A 23741-nucleotide genomic window follows, 5' to 3' on the forward strand; every position below is an offset into this window, starting at 1 on the left:
TGAATATCTGTAATCCTCACGCCTGATCACTCCCTTCCGGAAACCCCCGATTCAATCGTTACCGCTTTGGCCGCCGTATCCATAACCGCGCGGGCTCCGATCGGAACGGCGAAGCTCGGTGAACAATGGCCGATTTTAAAGCCTTTGAGCGCGGGCTTCCCTGATTTGACAATGTAATCGTTCAGCACTTGCTCTAAAGTAAGCGACTTTTCTTTATGCTTCGGTTCGCATTGGTGAAAATCACAGACCAGGATTCCGGCTGCGTCTGACAGTTTTCCGGCCATCTTTAATTGATTCAGCATTCTGTCGATTTGATACGGCTCCTCATCAATATCCTCGATAAACAGCAATTTGTCTTTTGTATCAATTTCAAACGGCGTGCCGAGTGTGGACGTAATGAGCGACAAGTTGCCGCCTGCAAGCTCTCCCTCGGCCCTTCCGCCTGTCAGCACCTCTAAGGGAGAAATGTCCTCCGTATAGGTAAATTCCGTTTCTGTAAAAAGCTGATGATACGACGCTTTTGTCAGGGGATCAGCATCTTCAAGCCCGACATCGGTGCTCAGCATCGGGCCGTGAAATGTGACGAGCCCCGTATTTTGATGAATGGCGGTATGTAAAAACGTGATATCACTGTATCCCCAGAAAATTTTCGGATTGCGGCGGATTAAGCCGAAATCGATGTCGGCGGCAATGCGGCCCGTGCCGAATCCTCCGCACGCGCATATCACCGCTTTGACATTTTGATCACTAAACATGTCATGGAGATCATCGAGACGCGCCCGGTCCTCTCCCGCCAAATAGCCGTGACGGGTCTTCAGCGCCCGGCCGAGTTTCACTTGAAGGCCAAGCTCATTCTCTAAAAACAGCAGCGCGGTTTGCAGCGTCCCGCTCTCAGGCGGGCTTGCGGGCGCAATCACACCGACCGTGTCGCCTTTTTGCAGTGCTTTCGGTTTATGGTTCATGACTTTTTCAATCTCCTTTCCGGATTGAAAAGTGAAACACGCCGCTCCTTTAACGGCAAAAGAGCGGCGTATGTTTCCGCTGTAAGATCAGGACTTTTCCGCCCACTTCAGATCAATGTAACCGACGGGGTGCCGGACAATGCCCTTCACGCCGCTGTTCTGCAGATGCACCTGATTGTAAAAGTAAATCGGAATGATCGGAGCCTCGTTCATGAGCAGTTTTTCCGCTTTATGCATGAGCGCAAAACGTTTTTTGGCATCGGCTTCCTGTTTTGCCTGCTTGATGTAGCCGTCGTATGCCGCGCTGCCCCAGCCGGTGCGGTTCATGGAATTATCCGTCTGGAAAGCCTCTAGAAAACTGATCGGGTCTGCGTAATCCGGTAAAAATGAGCTTTGAGAGAACTGGAACTTCTGTCCTTTCTGCTCTTCTAAAAAGACGTTCCATTCCATATTGGCGAGCTTAACGTCTATACCGAGCACACTTTTGAGCTTCTGCTGAATCGCTTCCGCTATTTTCTTATGCTCCGGTTTTGTGCTGTATGTCAATGTAACGGCGGGCAGCTTGTCATAATGCTCTTCTGCCATGCCTTTTTCCAGCAGTTTTTTGGCTTCTGATTCATCCGGATTTAATAAACTGCCGCCCGCTTCGCGGAAATCTTTCCCGTCAGGCTGAGTAAATCCCGGGGATACAAAGGCATGTGCCGGCTTTTCACTGTTTTTGGTCACATAATCCGTGATTTCTTTCTGATCAATCGCTGCCGCGAACGCTTTTCTGATCTTTTCATTTTGAAACGGCTCCATTTTTACGTTAAAACGATAGAAATAGAGTCCGGCCTGATCCCACGTGCGGACATTTTTTCCTCCCATCAGCTGCTCGCTCAGCTCTGCCGGCACAAAGGCGGTATCCAAATCCCCCGACTGGAACATCTGATAGTCGGTATTCCGGTCACTGACCATCGCCCATGTGACTTTATCCAGTTTCACTGTCTTTTTATCCCAATACGTCTCGTTTTTGACCATCGTCATGCTGTCGTCATGCTTCCATTCCGTCAGTTTGAACGGCCCGTTGCCGACAAAGGTTTTTGCTTCAGTGAACCATTTCGGATCAGCCTTGGCGACCTTCTCATTAATCGGGAAATACGCCGGATTGGACACGACGCTCAGAAAATAATCCTGCGGTGCCGCCAATGTGACGACAAGCGTTTTTTTATCTTTTGCCGTGACTTTCACGTCTTCTTGTTTGCCTTTTCCGCTGTTAAATTCTTCCCCGCCTTTGATCATATAGCCGAGAAAAGCGGAAGATGCGCCCGTTTTCGGATCGAGCATCCGTTTCCAGGCGTACACGAAGTCTTCCGCAGTAACGGGATCGCCATTTGTCCATTCGGCGTTATCTCGGATATTGAAGGTATATGTCAGCTTATCAGCGGACACCTTCCAGCTTTCCGCCATGGCCGGTTCGGGCTTATTATCTTTTCCGAGCCTCGTCAATCCTTCCATGATGTTATTCAGCGGCTGCCAGGAAACATTATTAAATCCGATCGGCGGATCAAGTGAGGTCGGCTCATTTTCGTTATTGAGCCGCAGCACCGTTTCACCCCCCTGTTCTTTTGCTTTGCCGGGTTCTGTCCCCGCCTGTTCATTGGCTGTACAGCCCATCAGAGCAAACGAAACAACAGCAATCACACCGATCGCCCATCTCTTTTTCATTTCAATCCCCCTTTTTCCTCTGCTGCCGTCAGCTGCTGCTTCAGCCGCTCTGCACGGTGATCCTGAAGCCAGCAATTGACGATATGGCTTTTGGATTTCACGGTTGTTGCCGGGTATACCTTTTCACAGACGATCATCCTGTCCGGGCAGCGGGCGGCAAACGGGCAGCCCGGCGGCGGATCGAATAAATCAGGCGGCGTCCCGTCAATCGGCGACAGCTCACTATCCTCCATATCCAGCCGCGGCACTGAACGAAGCAGCCCCTTTGTGTATGGATGAGCCGGACGGTAAAAAATATCATGCCTCGTGCCGATTTCGGCGATTTTCCCCGCATACATGACGGCGACTCTGTCGGCGGTCTGAGCGACGACGCCGAGATCGTGTGTGATCAGAATAATAGACACGCCTGTTTTTCTTTGAATCTTCTTAAATAATTCAAGGATTTGTGCTTGAATCGTTACATCAAGAGCCGTTGTCGGTTCATCGGCGATCATAATTTCCGGCTCGCAGATCAGAGCCATCGCGATCACGATCCGCTGCCGCATGCCCCCGCTTAATTGGTGGGGGTACTGCTTCAGGCGGGATTTCGAGTCCGGGATACCGACCAGATCCAGCATGGCGAGAACTTCGGATTCAGCTTGTTTTCTTGTCATGGCGCGGTGTTCCAACAGCGCTTCTGAGAGCTGATTCCCTATGGTCAAAGTCGGATTGAGCGCCGTCATCGGGTCCTGAAAGATCATAGAAATATCGCGCCCTCGGATTGCCCGCATTTCCCGATCCGACATTCGGCAAAGGTCTTTCTGTTTAAATTGTATGCTTCCGGATTCAATCTTTGCCGAATGTTTCGGAAGAAGACCCATCACGGCTTGTGACGTCACGCTTTTTCCGCAGCCCGATTCACCGACGATCGCAAACGTTTCACCTTTATATAAATCGAAGCTGACGCCTCGGACGGCTTTTACAGTGCCTCCGTATGTTGAAAAAGTAACATGCAGATTTTGAACGGAAAGAACTTGCTGCGCCATTTTTCCTACCTCCTCAGTTTCGGGTCTAACGCGTCCTGCAAGCCGTCTCCAAGTACGTTAAACGCGTACATCGTCAAGGAAATGAAAAAAGCGGGGAAAAACAGCCGCCACCAATGGCCTGATAAAATCGCCGGCAGCCCGTCGTTTGCCATGACTCCCCAGCTTGCAAACGGCGCCTGAATGCCGAGTCCGAGAAAACTTAAAAATGATTCCGCAAAAATCGCCGCCGGCACCGTAAGCGTCATTTGGACAATAATGGCTCCCATCGTATTCGGCAGCAGATTTTTCTTAATGATCCGAAATGTTTTCGCTCCAAACGTTTTCGAAGCCAATACGTGTTCATCATGCTTCATCCTCAGCACCTGCCCTCTGACAATCCGCGCCATGCCGACCCATCCCGTCACGGTCAGAGCGACGATAATGGAACTGAGCCCCGGCCCCATCAGCACCATTAACAAAATGACAACGAGCAGATACGGCAATCCGTAGAGAACCTCGATGATTCTCATCATGGCGCTGTCTGTCCGGCCCCCTTTGTAGCCGGCGACGCCTCCGTAGATGACGCCGATCAAAAAGTCGATCAGCGCCGCCATCACACCGACAAATAAAGAGATCCTCGCTCCGTACCACGTTCTTGTAAACACGTCCCGGCCAAGTTCATCGGTTCCGAACCAGTGTGAAAAAGACGGAGGAAGATTCTGCTCGGCGAGCGTCTGCCTTGTCACGCTGTGCGGTGATATCAGCGGACCGAACACAGCCGATAGAAACAGGCAGCATAATATCACAAGGCCGGCCATCGCCAATTTATTCTTTTTAAGCCGCCGCCACGCATCCTGACTGTAAGACAGGCTCGGACGCTTGACCGACTCGGTTTCACCCTTTCTTTCCGCGCCCGGCTGAAACCAGTCATCGGGCACTTCTGTGTGTTTTACCGTTTCTTGCGGGAGATTCATCAGGATCACCCTTTCTTATGAAGTTTTATGCGCGGGTCTAACAGGCCGTATGCCAAATCAACCAGAAACAGCAAGACGATCAGAATCACACTGTAAAATACGGTCGTTCCCATGATGACCGGGTAATCTCGCTGATTGATGCTTTCTACGAAATATTTGCCCATTCCCGGTATGGCAAAAATCTTCTCGATGACGAAACTGCCCGTTAAAATACTTGCGGCAAGCGTCCCGAGTACTGTCACAACAGGCATAAGAGCATTTTTCAATGCGTGTTTGATCACAATTTTGACGGGAGAAAGCCCCTTTGCTTTTGCCGTGCGGATGTAATCCTGAGTCAGCACTTCGGCCATGCTTGATCTTGTCAGCCTCGCGATAATGGCCATTGGACCGACGGCAAGCGCAACAGTCGGCAGGACCATGTGAACGGGACTCGTCCAGGTAGCTGCCGGAAACCATCTTAGATGAACCGCAAATTGCTGAATCAGCAGCGTAGCCATAATAAAATTCGGAATGGAAATCCCGAGCACCGCAAGGCTCATGGCCGCATAATCGAGAAAGCCGCCGCGCCTGAGAGCGGCCATTATGCCGAGCGCGAGTCCGGAAATAACAGCGATGATGATCGCCGTTATCCCAAGCTCAAATGAGACCGGAAACCCGCGTTCAAGCATAGCGTTTACACTGTCTGACGGTTTTTTAATTGAAGGACCGAAATCAAAGGTAAGAATGGATTTTAGATAGATGGCGTATTGAGTGATAAGAGGTTCGTTCAGATGGTAGTAGGATTCGAGATTTCGCTGGACCGCTTCGTTTGTGCCCCGCTCTTCGTTAAAAGGCGAGCCGGGTATCACTTTCATCATGACAAATGTCAGAGTGGTAATGACGAGGACGGTCATAATCATGGCGATAAAACGTTTGATAAAATACCGCAGCAATGCCGTTCACCCCTTTAACAGAATGTTGTTCTCATGGCGAGTTCTGTCATGACGAGCATGGCCTGATAGGCTTCCGGCATGTCTTTTGCCTGAAATTGAACGATTGTCGTTCCCGGGATGATTTCTGTGCCCGGCATTAAATGGGCCCATTCAGCCTGTCCGTAGTTGGCAAATTCAATGCCTAATACAGGTCTTTCAGGCGGAGTCAGCGGTTTGACCTTATCTTTATTTTTGAGCGCATAGGCTGTTTTTTCCGTCAGGAGCCGTCCGGCTTTTTGAGGGGACAGGCATTTGACCGCGGTTCTTGAAATGGTTTGTTTGACGGCGGCAGTCGTCACATTCGGGATCAGCTCCTCCGCTTCTTTTGCGGCGCAATCATCTCCGGCAGCCATGATGACCGGGACATCGTAAAATCCGGCGAGATAGGCATTTAACCCCAGTTCACCGACCGGCTTATCATTTATGTAAAAGTGGCGGACGCCGAATATCATGCTGTGCGACATAACGCCCGGCATCGACGCTCTCGCATGATAGCCGATAAACATCACGCCCGAATACGATTCATCAAGCCCCTGCATCATGGAAAACGGCTTGACATCCCCCGTAATCAGCTCTGCCTCAGGGTGAAGTTTTTCCGCGAGCAGATTATTCATCTTTGAGTGGCTGTCATTCACGGTCACTTCCGTGCATCCGTTATTAAACGCTTCTGCGATGCACCAGTTTGCTTCTTCGGTCATCAGAACCCTGCCGCGCTCATAATTGTGCATGCGGGAATTGACAAATGTTTCATCAGGCAGCCCGGAAATCCCTTCCATATCCACAGATAGATACAGTTTCATGTAATGCCTCCTTTTTTACTTAAAATTTCGATATTAAATTATGAATATTCTAACAAATTATATTAAAAAAGGATGAAACATGCAATATACCATTCTGCCATTATGGGAAAAAACAAACCCTTTTCACCGGGAAAAGGGTTTGCTGATAGAAAAAGTTACATACTGTTTTTGCTTATATGATGACGCTGAAACTGTCTGACCGCACTTCTGTATTCATGATCGGGAATGACCTGATGCCTGATCGGTTCAGGAGCCTGCGGCGAAGGCTGTTCAGCCGCCTGCTTACGGACGGCATGCGGTTTATGCGCCAGCTTATGTCCCATGCCGGTCGCATTCATGACAAATGATAAACACACTAAAAGCAAGCTTAAGATGAAAGCAATAAGAAACAAATCGCTGTATGTCCCCATCAGCAGATCATGCGGTGATTGCGTGCCGCGCGCGCGCCGAAGCGTGCCGGAAGCATCTCTTTTCGTAAAATACCCTATTAAAACAGGTGCGCCCATATAAATGAAAAGCCTCAAAAACTGAACTGCCGTCATGCGTTTCACCAGTTCCGGAAGCGGTCCGCCCAACGCGGCTCCCATCAGTCCGGCTGCCACAATAAGCCCTGTCCCGGCCGCCAGCATCACGAAAAGCCCCGCAAATAGAATAAGCGGTATATGATGATCCGCCGTCATCCATTGGAAATTCACGAACACCAGTATAACAGAGCCTGTTATGCCGAGCATGCCCGGACCGACTTTATCATATGCTAATGCACTGATGACAGCGGCGATGGCCACGCCTCCCAAAAGGCTCGTATAAAGGAATATCAGTTGAGTTTGTGACATATGATATGCGGTCTGAAGCTCCCCGTGAAATGCAGAAAGACTGACCGCTATGGAAATACTGCCCGCAGCGATCATGAAAACACCCAGAATCGGCTTTGGAATCAGCATAAGTTTAATCGAAATCAGCGCATGTTCGTTTCTGTACTGCATGATCAGCAAGATCAGAAGAATGACGATGCTTCCTCCAAATCCCGCCAATGTCTGCCATGATGAAAAGCCCCATTTCGGCAGATGAATAAATGTATAGGCGGTCAGCACGGCTGATACACCCGCTAACAGAAAACCGATGCCGTCAAATGGAGATTTTTCAGCATTTTTATGAGCGTCATCCCGCAGCCACATATAACTGAAAATGAGGCCGAAAAAAGACAGCAGGCCAAAAATGCCGAACAGCCAATGCCAATGGCCGGCGCTTGCCGCCGCCGTGCCTAAAACAGTCCCCATAATAACGGACCCGTAAAATCCGCCGATCAACACAAATAATGCGTAATTCCGGCGCTCAATCGGAAACGAAAGCACCAGCATCGGAATCATAATCATCAGCATAGTGCCCGTCGCAGCTCCCTGTAAAAAACGGCCCGCGGCGAGCGGATAAATATCATTTGTCACAGCAGCAAGGAGCGCTCCGATGACACCCGCGGCCATCGAAATCATATAGACAGGCCGGGAGCCGAATCTTTTTCTTAAATACGGCCCCGCCGGCACGAATAAGGCAAAAGCCATATTACCGATAATAATCGGATGAAAAGAGTCAAAGTTTTCCCCGCCGACCGTCTGCCGGACAAGGCTTTGGACAGCCGAAAGAGCGGTATTCGACATCAGCCCCGGCCCGACCGCCAATACAGCGAGCAGAGAAATGATCCAGTGATGTTTTTCTTTCATGTGACAGCTCCTTTCTGACTATTTGACAAAGTGAAAAAGCTAACAGATTTCCCCCATTAGCTTGACAGAATTTTCATATCTTTTCATGTGAAGGATTGAACATAATATCTCATTTATTATTTCAAATCCGATGGAAATTGTCAATATAAAGCGCCGCCGTCCGATTTCATCTTTTTCACAATTTCCCACAATCTTTTCATTATTATCCCACACTTTTTGTTTAAGATGGAGTCAGTAATAATAGGCAAATCATGCTATGATGAAATAGAGAAACGGAGTGAACATGATGGATAACTATCGTGATGAAAATCGGACAGACCAAAAAGAACAGGAAGTCCTTTTAGTAAAAGAAAACCCGCAGACGGCCGGATATTCCGCGCCGGACGAGGACAAGAAAAAACGAAGCTTCGGCTGGTTCAGACCGCTTCTCGGCGGAGTGATCGGCGGAGGGCTCGCCCTCGGCATCTATACATTTACGCCGCTTGGAGACCATCAGACTCAAGATACTTCCAATCCGGCTCCCGCTCAGGAAACGTCATCGGTAACCGCCAAGCAGACATCTTCTGAATCAGACAGCGGCAAATCGGCAAACAGCTCATCGGCAAATTCAAGCAGCATTTCGAATATGGTGGAAGACATTTCACCGGCGATCGTCGGGATCACCAATCTGCAGAAGCAGCAAAGCAGTTCCGATTTATTCGGATTCGGATCAAGCTCAGATTCAAACTCAAATTCATCGGGTGAAGATGCGGAAACGGGATCGGGTTCAGGCGTTATTTTTAAGAAAGCAAACGGCAAAGCGTATATCATTACGAATAACCACGTGGTCGAAGGCGCCTCTTCCCTTAAAGTGTCATTATATGACGGCACCGATGTAACAGCTAAACTCGTCGGCAGCGACTCTCTGACAGACTTGGCCGTTTTAGAAATCAGTGATAAACACGTGACAAAAACGGCAAGTTTCGGCAGCTCATCCGCTCTCAGAACGGGTGAATCCGTCATCGCCATCGGTGATCCGCTCGGAAAAGACCTTTCCCGCACCGTCACACAAGGCATCGTGAGCGGCTTAAACAGAACCGTCTCGATCTCTACGTCAGCCGGCGAGTCCAGCATCAACGTCATCCAAACCGATGCCGCCATCAATCCCGGAAACAGCGGCGGACCGCTCTTAAATACAGACGGCAAAATCATCGGCATCAACAGCATGAAAATCAGCGAAAGTGATGTAGAAGGCATCGGCTTTGCCATCCCGAGCAACGATGTAAAACCGATCGCCGAAGAGCTTCTCACGAAAGGACAGGTAGAGCGCCCTTATATCGGCGTGAGCATGATCGACTTGGAACAAGTGCCGCAAAACTATCAGGAAGGCACACTCGGGCTTTTCGGCAAACAGCTGAATAAAGGCGTTTATATTCGAGAAGTGGCGCAGGGCTCACCTGCTGCCAAAGCCGGATTAAAAGCAGAAGACATCATTATCAGCTTAAAAGGGAAAGAAACCGGCACGGGCAGCGAACTCCGCAATATTCTCTACAAGAATACGAAAGTCGGCAGCACCGTTGACGTGAAGATTATCAGAAACGGCAAGGAAATGACGAAAAAAATGAAACTGACTCAAAAAGAAGAAACATCTTCTTAACAAAAATCCAAGGCAGCCTCCTTGGATTTTTTATGTACAGCGGAAACTTTAGGCCTGGATCAACCGTATGACTTAGTGTACAAAGGAGGATACTTACACATGAAACAAACAGGACTTTTGCTGGTCGTTACAGGCCTGATCTTGCTGCAGCTGAGCATTCAGCTTCCTCAGCAAAACGCTGCTTGAGGTATGACGCTGGGTGCAAGCATTTTACTGAACTTTCGGGAACCGGACTGATCATGCGCTCTCTGCACACGCAGACCGGCCGCAGATGAATGAAAAAAGCCGCGGGACATTCTGTCATCCCGAGGCTTTTATTTCACATAAAAGCACCCTGTCCGCTGGCCGGACAGGGTGTTTCGGTTAAGACATATGCTGGTCCCGATAAATCTTTTCGTTTTTCATGCCGTACGCTTTTTGCACGATATAGAGCGGACGGTCTTTTGCTTCGTCATAAATCCTTCCGATATATTCGCCGATCATTCCGAGCATTAATAGAACGATGCCGCTGAATAACAGCTGTATCACAATCAGAGAGGACCAGCCCGTAATGGTGCTGTTCGTAAACAGCTTCATGTATAAAACGATAAACATATAGAGAAAACCCGCTCCGGACATGATCATTCCCGCATAGCTTGCCGCCTTGAGCGGTTTATGAGAGAACGTTGTGATCCCGTCCATGGAAAGCTTCAGCATTTTTTTAAGCGGGTATTTCGTTTCCCCCGCAAGCCGCTCATCACGTTCATATTCTACAGCAGTCTGCTTAAAGCCGACCCAGCTGACGAGTCCTCTGACAAAAGGATTTTTTTCTTTTAATCTTTTCATCTCATCACAGACTTTTCTGTCCAGCAGGCGGAAATCTCCGGTGTCAAGCGGAATATCAATATCAGTCACGCTCCGCAGCAGCCGGTAAAACATAGAGGCCGTCTGTTTCTTGAAAAAGGTTTCTCCCTTTCGTTTCGTTCTGACGGCGTACACCACATCGTAGCCTTCTTTCCACTGCTCAATCATATCAAGGATTAATTCAGGAGGGTCCTGCAAATCGGCGTCAATGACGGCGATTGCATTCCCCTCTGCATAATCCATACCCGCTGTGATCGCGATCTGATGTCCGAAGTTTCTGGAAAAATCAATAATTTTCACTCTCGGATCAATCAGACTTTGCTCTCTTAAAATCTCAATACTGCGGTCTTTGCTTCCATCATTGACAAAGATCAATTCATAATGCTCTTTTGTTTGATCCATGACTTCTTTCAAGCGCTGATAGGTTGTCTGAATGACGGGTTCCTCATTATAAACCGGGACGACTATTGAATATTGAATATGTCTGCTCATGTTTTTTCCTCCTATTCATCAGATTGAAGTTCGTATAGTGAAGCTGACTGATTCATTCCGCCCGGCCCGCCGCTCATTCGGCTGTTTTTACCCGCGGCCTTGCTGCTTTTTGTATCAGCCGGATCACTATTTTTCGTTTTCTGATCTGTGCTTGATTGCCATTTATCTGAAGATACTTTCTTTCCGTTTTTCTCAACCCACTGCACAATATCGTTATTTCCGCCTTTGCCCATTCCGGATGTTAAGAAGTATTTTACTTTCCCTTCTTTTACGAGCTTTTTAAATTGAGTCAGCGTAATGGCCGGGTCAGACCCGCTGAATCCGCCGATCGCCATGACCGCTTTTTTCGTTTTAATAATGTAAGGCGCCGCCGTGTTGGAATCGGTTGCAGCAAATAGATAGTCCGCTCCGGCGTTATGTTTCTCTAAATAGTTGATCAGTTTTGTATTGACAGATGCGTTATCCATTCCCATGCCTTTTCCGCTTGTTGAAGCGAGCTGAGGGCCTGTTTCAGGCAATGAGCTGTTGCCTCCGTACAGAAGCGGTGTGCTCGCCCAATAAATCGGCATGACCATCAAGACGAGAAGGGCTGCAAGTGAAACATAATAACTTAGCGGTTTTTGGCGCTGTTTGAATACGAACAGGGCGATTGCTGCCACTGCGCCGAGAACGCCTGCTCCGATGCTCCAGCCTGCGCCGATTTGATCATTGTAGTTTCTGAGGATAAACAGCTCAAATCCGGTTGTCACAAGAATAGCGGCCGGCAATAGCCAAGTTTTCCATCCCGCCTGCTTGCGGTACAGATGAACGAGGGCGACCCATCCCGCACCGACAAGTGCCGCGATCGGAGGCGCCAGCATAATGAGATAATAATGGTGGAAAAATTCCGCCACACTGAAGAATCCGGCAATCGGCACAAGCCACGCTGCCCAAAAGATCGTTTCCTTCTGTTCTGCTGATAATCGTCTTCTTTCTCTCGCCCCGGCGATCAATAAACCGGCCATTCCAAAAATCGCAAACGGCAGGAGCCAGCTGATCTGATCAGATAATTCCGTTTGGAAAAGGCGCAGCGGACCAGGAGTTCCCGTTCCGAACATTCCTGAACCTGATTGCATTTTCGAGCCGGTGCCTGCACCGCTTTTTCCTCCGCCACCGGGACCATCTCCGCCGCTTGGAGGACCTCCTTGACCGCCGCTTGGCATTTTCCCGTTAGATGGAGGTGCCGTCATACTGCCGTTTTGTGGTTTGTTTCCGCTTGCTGAACTGCTGCTTGAAGACTGGCCAGGCGGTTTTTGCATTTGTGAAGAACCGCCGGAAGAAGACATCTCTTTCAATGCGTTTCCGTCCGGCCCGCCCTGGCCGCCGCCGGAACTTTGCCCTGTCAGCCGCTGAATCCCGTTATATCCGAAAGCCAATTCCAATACGGAGTTTGTCTGGCTGCTTCCGACATATGGCCTTTTGCTGGCAGGAATATTGTCAACAATGAGCGGCCATGACAATGAAACGGCTGCTAAAACGGCTAACGCGCTTACCAATGAAATGATTTTTTTCTTAATCGTGGTGTTTGCCGCAATCATATAGAACAGCAAGAAGGCCGGCAAAATCATATAAGCCTGAAGCATTTTTGTGTTAAAGCCTGCTCCGACGACAAAAAATGCCGCCAAAAGCCAGATCAGTCTGCCTTTTCTGATCGCTTTAAAGAGAAGCCAGGTGGCGAACAAGAGGAAAAAGACCAGTAAAGCATCGACATTGTTCGTCCGCGCGACCGCTACTGCGATCGGTGTACACGCCATGACAAATGAGGCGATGCGCGCCGCCGTTTTTCCGAACGTCGGCTTTATTAATAAGTACATGAATAGAACTGAACCTACACCCGCCAATGCCTGAGGCAGGACGACGCTCCACCCGTGCATACCGAATATCAGCGCGCTGATCGTTTGAACCTGGTATGTAACAGGCGGTTTATCTACCGTGATAAACCCGGCTGCGTCAAATGAAGCGTAAAAGAAATTATGAAAGCTTTGAAGCATACTCGTTACCGCTGCGGTGTAATAAGGATTCACCGTATCGTCATTCCAGATGTTGTACATATTCAAGAATGCGGAAGCGAGTAAAATGAGAATGAAGACTGCGTCTATCTCGCGTTTTTTCATTTTCACCTGTGTTTTCACTCCTTTTGTTTAACTTTGAACAAGTGTAACAACCAAATGTGAAAAATTTATTAATAAACAAAGACAATTATTTTGCCGTTTACAAATAGGTAAAAAGAATGACAAAACGGGTAAAAAAGCAAAAAAAAAGATGCCCCCGTCAAGCCGGGAGGCATCTGTCATGATTTCTGATTTACTGTATCGGTTTCAGCCGTGCTTCTATTTCAGAACGGCGGTGTTCGAGATAAGGCGGGAGCGCAACCGTTTTGCCTAGCTCTTCAGGTTTTTCATCAACCATAAATCCCGGACCGTCCGTTGACAATTCAAACAGAATTCCGTTCGGCTCCCGGAAGTACAGCGCTTTGAAATAATAACGCTCTACAATGCCTGAGTTGCTGAAACCTTCTTTCGTAATGATGCGGTGCCATAAAGCAAGCTCCTCTTCATTCTGAACGCGGAAGGCCACATGGTGGACGCTGCCTTTTCCAGGACGCTCGCGCGGAAGATCGTTTCTTTCAATCAGATGGACTTCCGTGCGCGCGCCTCCGTTTCCGGATTCGAGCACCGTAACCGTGCCCCGGTCTTCATGCGTTTCTTTCCCGATTTCAGTGAAGCCGAGCACATCGGTTAACACACGCAGCGTCGGTTCTGCATACGGGACGGTCAATTCAACGGGACCAAGACCGCGGAAAGAATATTCTTCCGGTATGCCGCTTTGCTTCACCGCTTCACCGATGTCTTTTCCTTTTTCGTCAGCTGTCAGCACAAGCCGCTGTCCTTCATGATCCCAAAAAGCGAGTGTCTCTCTGCCCGCTATTGTCATGATGTCGCCATGAGCGACCTGATGCTCTTCAAATCGTTTTTTCCAATATTGCAGCGCTTGTGCATCCGGGACACGCAGGCCGATTGAAGAAATACTGTTTGTTCCCGCATGAAACGGCGCAATCCGCGGAATTTCGAAAAACGTCAATTCCGATCCCGGATTGGCTGCTTCATCACCGTAAAATAAGTGATACATCGTCGGTTCATCCTGGTTTACGGACTTTTTCACAAGCTTCAGTCCCAGGATGTTCCGATAAAAATCTAAATTTTTCTGCGCATCAGCCGTCAATGCTGATACATGGTGTATTCCATTAACTTTCATTATGTTATCCTCCAGTCAATTATCTCGATTTCGAGATATTTTATATATACAATTTATGTTATCCGGATCGCAAAGTCAACCCATCTGCTTCACAGACGGTCTGCAGACTGCCGCTCCCCAAATAACGAACCTTCGATATTAAAAAACCATTAATGTTCGCTTTTAAAACGGTATTTTTTCCTTCTTAAAAGAAGAAACCTTTATCTTTTAGGGAAAACAACAAAATCAGAAAATTTATTTTATTCGTGTTTCAGCAATTAGGGTTTACAATATGGAAAATAGTTTTTTCAGCATGACGATTTTACATCTGGAGGGAAAGGATATGCAGATTGAAGAGAACGGACTTAAAAAAGAGATCGGCCTTACCATCGCCCTCTCACTTGTTATCGGCACCATCATCGGTTCCGGCGTATTTATGAAACCAGGCGCCGTGCTTGCCTACTCCGGTGATGCGAAAACTGCGCTTATCGCGTGGCTGTTAGGAGGCATTTTGACGCTTGCCGGCGGCTTGACCGTTGCGGAAATCGGCACTCAGATTCCGAAAACGGGCGGACTTTATACATATCTCGAAGAAGTGTACGGCGAATTTTGGGGCTTTTTGTGCGGATGGGTTCAAATTATCATTTACGGCCCCGCCATTATCGGAGCAATCGGCTTGTATTTCGGCTCTTTGATGGCGCACTTGTTCAATTGGGATTCCGGCTGGTCTAAATTGATCGGGATTTCAGCCGTTTTGTTTTTAAGCATCATTAACATTATCGGAACGAAATATGGCGGCATCGTCCAGGGAATTACGACTGTCGGCAAATTGATTCCGATTATCTGCATGATCGTGTTCGGCCTTTGGAAAGGCGATCAGCATATTTTCACAGCCGTTACAAGCAGCATGTCGGACATGAATTTCGGCGCTGCCATACTGGCCACCTTGTTTGCTTATGACGGCTGGATTCTGCTTGCGGCACTCGGCGGCGAAATGAAAAATCCGGAAAAGCTGCTCCCGAGAGCGATGACGGGCGGACTGCTGGTCGTCACCGCCATTTATCTTTTCATTAACTTTGCGCTGCTGCACATTCTTCCTGCGACCGACATCGTCAAACTCGGTGAAAATGCGACCGGCACCGCTGCCGGAATGCTGTTTGGCGACATCGGAGGAAAATTGATCAGCGTCGGAATCATCGTCAGCATCTTCGGCTGTTTAAACGGAAAGATTCTCGCTTTTCCGCGTGTCTCGTTTGCGATGGCGGAACGGAAACAGCTGCCGTTTGCCGGACAGATTTCGCGGGTGCACCCGACGTTCCGCACCCCGTGGATTGCCGTGTCATTTCAGATCGCGCTGGCCATTATTTTTATGATCGCCAGCAATCCCGATAAGCTGTCTGAAATCTCTATTTTCATGATTTATATTTTTTACGTCATGGCCTTTTTCGCCGTGTTTATCCTCAGAAAAAAAAGCGGCGGAAAACCGCGCGCCTACAGCGTGCCTTTGTATCCGATCATTCCTGTTTTGGCCATCGCGGGTTCACTGTTTGTGCTGATCAGCACGATCATTACAGATACACTGAGCTGCGTGCTGTCCCTCTTGATCGGCCTCGCCGGGCTGCCGCTTTATTTTTGGCTGAAAAACGGCAGAAAAAACTGACAAAAACGGTTCCTTTTACGGGAGCCGTTTTTTTTCTGGCAAAATCACGTGCAAAAGTTGACAGCAAATTCACATCTTTTGTTATACTTTTTAAGCAAGATGTCTGAATTCGAAGTATGTTACGTTTTTTTGGCGAAGTGGGTAACATAAGAAAAACAGGATGAGACACGTTTTTACGAAAAAATCAAGAGGCGTTTTTTTCGACTTTATCTGTTTTTTTTCGACAAAAGGCTATATAATAATTTGATGTGTGCATTGTCTCATTCAAACAATGGAGGGTTTTTAATGATAAAAAGAAAAAAAGATAAGTTCTCACTCCTTTTAACAGAAATCGCAAAAAACATAGACGAAACCGCAGAATACTTTGTCAACTTTAAAGTGACGAACCAGACGACTTTAAAGGAATTTGCCGATACGTTAAAAGAGTTTGAAACAAAAGGAGATAATCATGTTCATGTCATGATTAAAGAGCTGAACAAAGCTTTTATCACTCCCATTGAACGTGAAGACATCCTTGAGCTGACAAACAGCCTCGATGACGTGCTTGACGGAATCGAACATTTTTCAGCAATGATGGAGATTTTCTCGATCACTTCTTCCGATGAGCATATCGATAAGTTCAGCGGATACATCAGAGAGTGCGCGAAGGAAATTTTAATCACGATTGAACTGCTTGCAGAAAACCGATTGAAGGACATTCACCCTCACGCCATTAAAATTAAGGAATACGAGCACAGCTGTGATAACCTGCACCGTAAATCATTAAAAAATCTGTTCGGCACAGAAACCGATCCGATTAAAGTGATTCAGTACCGCGAAATTTACGAAACGCTTGAGGAAATTGCCGACTCTTGCCAAAGCGTTGCCAATAACCTTGAAACCATTATTATGAAAAACGCGTAACGAGGGGTTATAATGGATACTCTATTACTTTTAACGATATTAATTGTCATATGCGCTTTGGTATTTGACTTCATTAACGGATTTCACGATACCGCAAACGCAATCGCCACCTCAGTTTCGACAAAAGCGCTGAAGCCGCGGCACGCAATCGTCATGGCCGCCATCATGAACTTTCTCGGAGCGATGACATTTACCGGTGTGGCGAAAACCATTACAAAGGACATTGTGAATCCTTATACATTAGACAACGGGTCAGTTGTCATTCTGGCGGCTTTACTCGCCGCAATCGTCTGGAACTTGATCACATGGTATTTCGGCATTCCGAGCAGCTCTTCACATGCGATTATCGGAGCGATCGCCGGAGCGGCCATTGCAGCGTCAGGTTTTGCAACGCTTAATTATAAAGGGTTCATTAAAATTATCGAAGCACTTATTTTATCACCGATCATCGCCTTTGTTCTCGGCTTTATCGTATATTCGATCGTGAAGCTGATTTTTAAAGACAGCAATCTGGCGAAAACAAATAAACGCTTCCGCAGAGTGCAGATTTTGACGGCTGCCATTCAGTCCTATACACACGGAACGAACGACGCGCAAAAAGCGATGGGTATCATTACGATGGCGCTTATGACGGCCAATTTACATAAAAGTGATGCCATTCCTTTTTGGGTGCAGCTCTCTTGTGCCCTGGCAATGGGTCTCGGCACATCCATCGGCGGCTGGAAAATCATTAAAACCGTCGGCGGAAAAATTATGAAAATCCGTCCGGTAAACGGCGTATCTGCCGACTTAACCGGCGCAGCCATTATTTTCGGGGCCACGTTTATTCATCTCCCTGTCAGCACGACGCACGTCATTTCGTCTTCCATTCTCGGTGTGGGCGCTTCCCACCGCGTAAAAGGCGTAAACTGGGGAACGGCTAAACGGATGCTCATTACATGGGTCATCACCCTGCCGATTGCAGGTACACTCGGCGCCATCGCCTTTTTCATCCTAGATCTCTTTTTCTGATGACATCCGCTTCTTTACAGAAGCGGTTTTTTTTGTGACAGGAAAATGATGTCATGACATAGAATGAACATAGCAGACCATTTTTCAAATTGTGAGGGATGCTCATGCTTTTGTTTTTTCAGATCATGGTGTGGACGATGGCGGCCGCACTCATTTTATATGTGTACGCATCCTGGCGGTATGAGGCAAAGGTAAAAGAAAAAATGTTTGCCATCCGTAAAACGTGGTATTTACTATTTGTACTGGGCTCCATGGTCTATTGGACATATGATCCCGAATCGCTCTTTGCCGCATGGAGACAATATTTGATTGTTGCCGTCTGCTTTGCCCTTATTGATGCGTTTATCTTTTTGAGCGCGTATATCAAAAAGCTCGCCGGCAATGAATTAGAGACGGATACGCGGGAAATTTTAGAAGAAAATAACGAAATGCTTCACTCCTATCTTGAAAAACTGAAAACCTATCAATATCTGTTGAAAAATGAACCGATCCATGTATATTATGGAAGTACAGAAGCTTATGCGGAAGGCATCAGCAGATTGCTGGCCGCTTATGCCGAAAAAATGAATGTCACGGCTTCCTTGTGCGACTATTCCGCACAATCGGATAAGGACCGCTTGACGGAGCATATGCCTGATGCGGCGGACGTTCAGTCCCGTCTTAACCGTAAAGACGTCTACTATGATCAAAAAGGCAGGCTTGTGCTTATTCCGTTTACAGTCCAGAACCGCCATTACGTGATCAAACTCACGTCGGAAAACCTGTTGACGGAATTCGATTATTTGCTTTTCACATCGCTAACGAGCATTTATGATTTAATGCTGCCAATAGAAGAGGAAGGTGACGGTTAAATGGAGCAGGCATTTCAAAACGGGCAGCCGGAACAAAGAGCGAAACCGTTCAAAATGTTTAAAAAACGTTCAATGACAAGTATCGCAAGTTACCAGGTCAGCCCTCATACCGCCAGAATTTTCAAAGAAAACGAGCGGCTGATTGACAAGTATAAACAAAAAAAAGCTTGATTACACTAAGGACAGGAGACACGGCTCTTGTCCTTATTCCTTTTTTCCATATCTTTCATATAATAAAACCAACAAAGAGATGCGACAGGTGATGATGTGAAGAAAATTGTCAGGCGCGTAAAGTTTGTGGATTACGGACGCTTCGGGCTTTCCGCTTATTCGCTGAGGATGCGGGCGAGGAATCTCAGGCTATTGAACCGGTTAAAAAAGAAGAAAGGCTGAATCCCGCAATGTGAACGGGACTCAGCTTTTTTGTTAAAGCTGCATCAGAATTTTCGCTTTTACAGCGGGGCCGTAGACGCCGTCAGACGTCAGTCCGTTTACAGATTGGAAGCGGGCCACGGCATCTGCGGTTTTCGGACCGTAGATACCGTCAATTCCGTTATTGACAGCTCCTTTTTCAGGATAGAAATAAAGCGCGGCGAGCGCGTTTTGCACCTGGTATACCTTTTCGCCGGACGTGTACGGCTCTGTCAGCTGAATCACCTCGTCCGGAAGAGAATACAGTGCTTCAACCGGCGGGCTGACGATCAGTACTTGTCCGACTTTAATCAGGTTCGGGTCAGCGATGTTATTCCATTTCTGCAGATCGGCCACGCTGACGCCGAATTTCCGCGCGATCGCCGACAGCGTATCTCCTTTTTGGACGGTATACGTCTGTCTTTCCCCAGAACCGATTCCCGCTTTAAACTCATCCCATGTATCCAACAGTCTTCTCGGACAAAGCTTTCCTGACCAATGCTTGTGCGCAACGACATTTGCAAGCGGGATGCCGTGCGAGGTCATTAATGTGCGGATGAGCCATTGGGCGTTTGCCACGGCCTGTGAAAAGTTGCCGTCTGCGTTTTCACAAATTTCAATACCGATGGATTTACGGTTGCCGTCCCCGTTTCCGTCACCCGCATGCCAGCCGTTTTCGTTCAGCGGAAGATGCTGATAAATTTCCGTATCATCGACTGTGAAATGCCAGCTTGTCGGTGTATCGGGATTTTTCACATAGCTTGCGTGACTTTTGGCGTTAGCTCCGACTGCGGTATTGGCTGTATTGTGCACCGTAATGTAAATCGGTGTCATTGCATAGCCTGGGCGGTTATTGTTTCCTGCCGGGATAAAATCCTGTGTGATTTTTACCATATTCTCATCTCTCCTATTTCGATAAATTGTTTATTTTTAATAAAGCCTGCTGTTTTTTCCCTTTTGCTGTAACGTAATTGTTTTTAAACCAGGCGGCGGCAGTCGTTATGATTGTAAAAACGGCCGACCCGGCGGCATACAGCGTATCTGCAAGCTGGCTGACCTGGTCCTCCTGAATATTCAGCGGCGATTTGCCGAACATCAGCAAAGTTTGATTCAATAAAGCAAGCAAAAGAAGCACCGTCCTGACGACCGTGCCTTTGTCCGCGAATTTCATATCGATTTCCCCCTTACTTTTGCAGCAGATTGTACATGATGGCGATGGCTCCGCCAATGACGCCCGTGCAGATTGCTGTCACGATCGCTCCTGTAATGGTCCGCTTAATCCATGTTGTGTTTTCGTCAATTTTGTTCAGTTTTTCATTCAGCGTCATGATTTGCTGATCCTGCCGGTCGGATACCCGCTCTAATGCGGCTACCCGCTGTTCAAGCACCTTTTGTTCACCTTTGATGCCTGCGAATTCTTTTTGCACCGCTTGTTCATCCAGAAGCACTTCCGCTCCCCCCTCTTACATTGTTCTCACCTCCCTTCGGAAGCTTCATTCTTACGAAAATGCCGTGCCTTTGACAGAAAGGCTCCCGCCGGAAATGCTCTGGATTTCCATGACGATTTCCTTAAAGCCGGCAATATCAAATGACCACACTTCTTCTGTGCCTGACGTACCGGCGGCTGATGTCCCGTCATCAGACCTGATTCCTCTGATCGGCACATTTTTTCCCGAGATGGATCTCCCCCAAAACGCGACATGGCCCGACTCAGCCGTGCCGGTGATTTCGACGAGAAGTTTTTTCCAAGCGCCCGCCGAGAAGATGCTTCCCTCGCCCGCCTCTGCTGCATTTTCATGAAAAATCACGTCTGTATATGAAAACGCCATATCACCGCCCGTACCGACAGATTGGTATAAAACAAATTCGGACTGCTTTTGATTTCCATTTTCAAAACGGAACCGGTAATATCGTTTTGTCAGGCTGACCCACCCCGAAGCGGTCAGCACTCCGCCTTTGACTGCGACAGAATGTGAAGCCGTCCACGAATTGTTATCCTCACTCTCTTCGATAAAAAGAGTTCCGCTGCGGTCCGAATAAGCCCACCCCTGTACTCTGTCTATTAAGACGGCTCCTAAACGGTCTTGTCCGAATTGGCTGTATACTTCAATCGCTTCTAGCGGCGTATTGGTAAGAAGCTCTGCCATTCCGGACAAATCAGCAACAGGTGTGACATAATCGTTTTTGTTACCGCGATAAGCTTTTACGGCGCCGGGTCTGCCAAGTTGATCGGCGGGAAATTCAAATGAATGCTTTTTCATCGGCCGTCCTCCTTTTCTCATTTATTAAAAATGACAAATAAAAAAAGCCGTTTGGCTTATGACACAGCATTTTTATAATTTTCGTATGTTTCACCCGTTATTTCTTGAAATTCCTCAGGCGTGATATACTTCGCGGCCACACCTTCAGCCAGATCTTCGGCAGAGCAGTCATCATAGCCCATAGCTTGTTTTACCATTTCTATTGAGGCCCACTTATAAAACAAAGCGTAAACCCAAAAGTTAAGTCTCTCCATTTTTTCATTCTCCTTTTACGTTTAATAATTCTAATTTTAAAGACGCTAATTGCCTGCCGAGTGACTGCTGCGCTTGTTCGGCTGCTTTTCTGGCCAATTTCTCATTCGCCAGCTGTCCGCCGAGGCCTGCAAGCTGGTTTGAATCGGGAGCCGTATCTTTTTTTAAGCTGTCTTTATATGCTTCGTCAGCCGTTTCCACCCATTCTTGTTTCTCTTCATCAAAAAATGGGCGCCACATGCCTTCGCCGTTTATTTCCGGCGGAAAGTCCGCAGCGTTAGGAGGCATCATATAATCTCCTGTCTCAGAATCCGGATAAAGCTCAACCGGAGTGCCTGTATAAATGTTGTCATTGTCATACGGAAATATTAATTTCATATTCTCGCTCCTTTACGTGAGTGCCAAAACAAGGTCAATATAATAACCGTTCACGTTATTTTCTATATTGGCCATAATTCCCGTCAGCTTCATATCTCCATTAGAATAAATAATAAATTTGCTGTAACCGGTGGTGCCGCTGGCTGCAACCATCGTCACAACGCCTTTGGCCGGCGCACAAGAGGATGGCACACTCCCGAATACCACTTCTCTGTCCGTAAGAACGTGTCCGTTCAGGTGAAGGGTGTTTCCCACTTTGCGGTATTGAAGCGGCCTGTCTCCTGATTTAGCGCCATTTTTATAAGGAACATTGATCCAAGGTACATTCTCAGTATCAAGTTCAGTAACGAGGCGCCGCCAGCCCTGCCAGCCCAAGTTCAAATCCAAATAGTTCGTGAACATATTATTTTTATAATCGACGGCAATGACATACCCAAACGTTCCCTTTCCCTCACTGTCAAGAGAGGTAAAATGAAACATGCCGCGGGTCGAAGCGTTGCTCGGACTGTTTGCCGCTTTGCCGGTTGAATAAAAGGTGCCGAACGCCCTGCCGTTTTTAACGATTTTTTCAAGAAAGTTATCATCATCACCAATTGTAAGAAGATAGCCGCCGTTATCGTTTGTTATTTTCGAAAGCTGTGCCCCGTTCCACATATTTTTATCCGCCTGTGTGACATGGATGTCTTTTTTATTAGCGTGAGCGTCTACTTTTGCTTGAGAGCCTGCATCTGTTTCTCTTTGGCTCCATTCCGACCATACGCCTTTAGTGCTGAAACTTCGGACGTATATGGGATTTCCGGCGGTCACTGTGTCTATAAACATTTGGACAAACGTCGGTGATGCTCCGCGGGTTCTTTGCATTACAATTAATTGTCCGTATTCCGCAGGCTTATTTTCCGTATGCTGAACTGATATATAGTAGATACCGGACGTTTTTATATTGTCTAAGTTTGTTTCCGTTACCGTTTTAGCATTCCCGTCATTGTCAGTCAGATTGAATAACTGCCCTGCATTCCATTTGTCTTTGTCAGACTTGGTTACATGAAGATCTGTTTTGTCGGCATGCTCATTTACTTTTGCTTGTGCTCCGGCAGCGGTTTCAAATGGCATCCATTCCGTCCAGATGCCGTTTTTCAGCGTTTTTCTCCAAAATCCCCCGTCATCTGAGAAAGCGGCCGCCTCTCCGTTATTCTTTGAAGAATAAAAGTATATACCCTCTGACGGTTTAGGCGGGGTATTTACTCCAGTTGCAGCCGCTGAGAAAGTAAAGGCCTTATTCTGGCTGGCAGCGGTCTGATGAAAATCCTGTCCGTCAGAGATATCAATAAAAGCGGAGCCATTATCTTTTGTCATTTTAGACAATTGCCCGTTATTCCACTTCTGGCGCTCTTCCTTCGTCACATGCCGGTCCAGATCTTGATTGTGCTGATCAAAATCTTTCTTTGCTGCCTGCTGGACATTATCCACGTTTCCGAGGCCGATTTGCGCCTTTGTCGTTTTGTGCGGGTTGTTCATGTCGTTTTTATGGGCCGCCAGATCCGTGTGTGCGTCATTTATGCCTTTTTCCCAGCGGTTGACGTCATCTTCGTTAATCGGATCGTCCGGAAGCCAGTCTGTTTTTTCTTCGTAAGCCATCG

24 protein-coding genes are annotated in these 23741 nt (G+C 47.6%); 7 read left to right on the forward strand and 17 right to left on the reverse strand.

Going from position 1 to position 23741, the window contains the following annotated elements:
- Positions 1-26: 26 nt before the first annotated feature.
- The 7 genes from BGM27_RS02960 to BGM27_RS02990 form a co-directional block, all read right to left on the reverse strand.
- Positions 27-962, reverse strand: a complete 936-nt coding sequence (locus BGM27_RS02960) for a S66 peptidase family protein (protein ID WP_007407244.1) — start codon at positions 960-962, stop codon at positions 27-29.
- 87 nt (positions 963-1049) lie between these two features.
- Entirely contained in the window at positions 1050-2669 is a 1620-nt protein-coding gene (locus tag BGM27_RS02965; protein ID WP_007407245.1) for a peptide ABC transporter substrate-binding protein, read from the reverse strand.
- The gene (locus BGM27_RS02970) at positions 2666-3694 is read right to left on the reverse strand and encodes an ABC transporter ATP-binding protein (protein ID WP_007407246.1); all 1029 of its coding nucleotides are present in this window, start codon (positions 3692-3694) and stop codon (positions 2666-2668) included. The genes BGM27_RS02965 and BGM27_RS02970 overlap by 4 nt, the downstream gene beginning before the upstream one ends.
- Before the next feature lie 5 nt (positions 3695-3699).
- The gene (locus tag BGM27_RS02975) at positions 3700-4647 is read right to left on the reverse strand and encodes an ABC transporter permease (protein ID WP_003154782.1); all 948 of its coding nucleotides are present in this window, start codon (positions 4645-4647) and stop codon (positions 3700-3702) included.
- A 5-nt stretch (positions 4648-4652) separates the two neighbouring features.
- Positions 4653-5579: an ABC transporter permease gene (locus BGM27_RS02980; protein ID WP_007407247.1), complete on the reverse strand. Its 927-nt coding sequence runs from the start codon at positions 5577-5579 to the stop codon at positions 4653-4655.
- A gap of 14 nt (positions 5580-5593) precedes the next feature.
- Complete coding sequence (locus BGM27_RS02985) at positions 5594-6418, reverse strand: M55 family metallopeptidase (protein WP_007407248.1); 825 nt, start codon at positions 6416-6418, stop codon at positions 5594-5596.
- Positions 6419-6573: 155 nt separating this feature from the next.
- A complete protein-coding gene (locus BGM27_RS02990) occupies positions 6574-8133 on the reverse strand; it encodes an MFS transporter (RefSeq protein ID WP_007407249.1) in 1560 nt (519 codons plus the stop codon).
- Positions 8134-8419: 286 nt separating this feature from the next.
- Between BGM27_RS02990 and htrA the strand changes: the two genes are divergently transcribed.
- Positions 8420-9769 carry a serine protease HtrA gene (gene htrA / locus BGM27_RS02995; protein WP_007407250.1) on the forward strand — a complete coding sequence of 450 codons (1350 nt, stop codon included), beginning with the start codon at positions 8420-8422 and terminating at the stop codon, positions 9767-9769.
- A gap of 363 nt (positions 9770-10132) precedes the next feature.
- On the opposite strand, the gene BGM27_RS03000 is transcribed toward htrA, so the two are convergent.
- From BGM27_RS03000 to BGM27_RS03010, 3 genes are all read right to left on the reverse strand, one after another.
- The gene (locus BGM27_RS03000) at positions 10133-11104 is read right to left on the reverse strand and encodes a glycosyltransferase family 2 protein (protein ID WP_007407251.1); all 972 of its coding nucleotides are present in this window, start codon (positions 11102-11104) and stop codon (positions 10133-10135) included.
- Positions 11105-11115: 11 nt separating this feature from the next.
- On the reverse strand, positions 11116-13263 hold the full coding sequence (locus tag BGM27_RS03005; RefSeq protein WP_007407252.1) for a glycosyltransferase family 39 protein: 2148 nt from the start codon (positions 13261-13263) through the stop codon (positions 11116-11118).
- A 184-nt stretch (positions 13264-13447) separates the two neighbouring features.
- The gene (locus tag BGM27_RS03010; RefSeq protein ID WP_007407253.1) at positions 13448-14398 is read right to left on the reverse strand and encodes a ring-cleaving dioxygenase; all 951 of its coding nucleotides are present in this window, start codon (positions 14396-14398) and stop codon (positions 13448-13450) included.
- A gap of 322 nt (positions 14399-14720) precedes the next feature.
- Between BGM27_RS03010 and BGM27_RS03015 the strand changes: the two genes are divergently transcribed.
- The 6 genes from BGM27_RS03015 to BGM27_RS20775 all read left to right on the forward strand — a co-directional run bounded on the left by BGM27_RS03015 (position 14721) and on the right by BGM27_RS20775 (position 19195).
- Positions 14721-16037 carry an APC family permease gene (locus BGM27_RS03015; protein ID WP_007407254.1) on the forward strand — a complete coding sequence of 439 codons (1317 nt, stop codon included), beginning with the start codon at positions 14721-14723 and terminating at the stop codon, positions 16035-16037.
- 285 nt (positions 16038-16322) lie between these two features.
- On the forward strand, positions 16323-16940 hold the full coding sequence (locus tag BGM27_RS03020; RefSeq protein ID WP_003154804.1) for a DUF47 domain-containing protein: 618 nt from the start codon (positions 16323-16325) through the stop codon (positions 16938-16940).
- A gap of 12 nt (positions 16941-16952) precedes the next feature.
- The gene (locus BGM27_RS03025) at positions 16953-17951 is read left to right on the forward strand and encodes an inorganic phosphate transporter (protein WP_007407255.1); all 999 of its coding nucleotides are present in this window, start codon (positions 16953-16955) and stop codon (positions 17949-17951) included.
- A gap of 104 nt (positions 17952-18055) precedes the next feature.
- On the forward strand, positions 18056-18802 hold the full coding sequence (locus BGM27_RS03030; protein ID WP_007407256.1) for a type II toxin-antitoxin system SpoIISA family toxin: 747 nt from the start codon (positions 18056-18058) through the stop codon (positions 18800-18802).
- Positions 18803-18973, forward strand: coding sequence for a type II toxin-antitoxin system SpoIISB family antitoxin (locus BGM27_RS03035; RefSeq protein WP_003154807.1), 171 nt, complete (start codon positions 18803-18805; stop codon positions 18971-18973).
- A gap of 96 nt (positions 18974-19069) precedes the next feature.
- Entirely contained in the window at positions 19070-19195 is a 126-nt protein-coding gene (locus BGM27_RS20775; protein WP_023356844.1) for a hypothetical protein, read from the forward strand.
- Positions 19196-19228: 33 nt separating this feature from the next.
- Here BGM27_RS20775 and BGM27_RS03040 read toward each other — a convergent pair whose 3' ends face one another.
- From BGM27_RS03040 to BGM27_RS03070, 7 genes are read right to left on the reverse strand one after another with little or no spacing between them, the layout of a single operon-like run.
- Positions 19229-20107 carry an N-acetylmuramoyl-L-alanine amidase gene (locus tag BGM27_RS03040; protein ID WP_007407257.1) on the reverse strand — a complete coding sequence of 293 codons (879 nt, stop codon included), beginning with the start codon at positions 20105-20107 and terminating at the stop codon, positions 19229-19231.
- 13 nt (positions 20108-20120) lie between these two features.
- The gene (locus BGM27_RS03045; RefSeq protein WP_003154813.1) at positions 20121-20384 is read right to left on the reverse strand and encodes a phage holin; all 264 of its coding nucleotides are present in this window, start codon (positions 20382-20384) and stop codon (positions 20121-20123) included.
- 13 nt (positions 20385-20397) lie between these two features.
- On the reverse strand, positions 20398-20661 hold the full coding sequence (locus BGM27_RS03050; protein ID WP_003154815.1) for a hemolysin XhlA family protein: 264 nt from the start codon (positions 20659-20661) through the stop codon (positions 20398-20400).
- Between the two features lie 51 nt (positions 20662-20712).
- Positions 20713-21474 (reverse strand): hypothetical protein, encoded by a 762-nt coding sequence (locus BGM27_RS03055; RefSeq protein ID WP_007407258.1) that lies wholly within the window; start codon positions 21472-21474, stop codon positions 20713-20715.
- A gap of 56 nt (positions 21475-21530) precedes the next feature.
- Complete coding sequence (locus BGM27_RS03060; RefSeq protein WP_007407259.1) at positions 21531-21728, reverse strand: XkdX family protein; 198 nt, start codon at positions 21726-21728, stop codon at positions 21531-21533.
- Between the two features lie 4 nt (positions 21729-21732).
- Complete coding sequence (locus BGM27_RS03065) at positions 21733-22104, reverse strand: XkdW family protein (RefSeq protein ID WP_007407260.1); 372 nt, start codon at positions 22102-22104, stop codon at positions 21733-21735.
- 12 nt (positions 22105-22116) lie between these two features.
- Positions 22117-23739 (reverse strand): pyocin knob domain-containing protein, encoded by a 1623-nt coding sequence (locus BGM27_RS03070; RefSeq protein ID WP_007407261.1) that lies wholly within the window; start codon positions 23737-23739, stop codon positions 22117-22119.
- Between the last annotated feature and the right edge of the window lie 2 nt (positions 23740-23741).

This window comes from Bacillus sp. FJAT-27001, from assembly GCF_019039175.1.
Lineage (GTDB): Bacteria > Bacillota > Bacilli > Bacillales > Bacillaceae > Bacillus > Bacillus velezensis.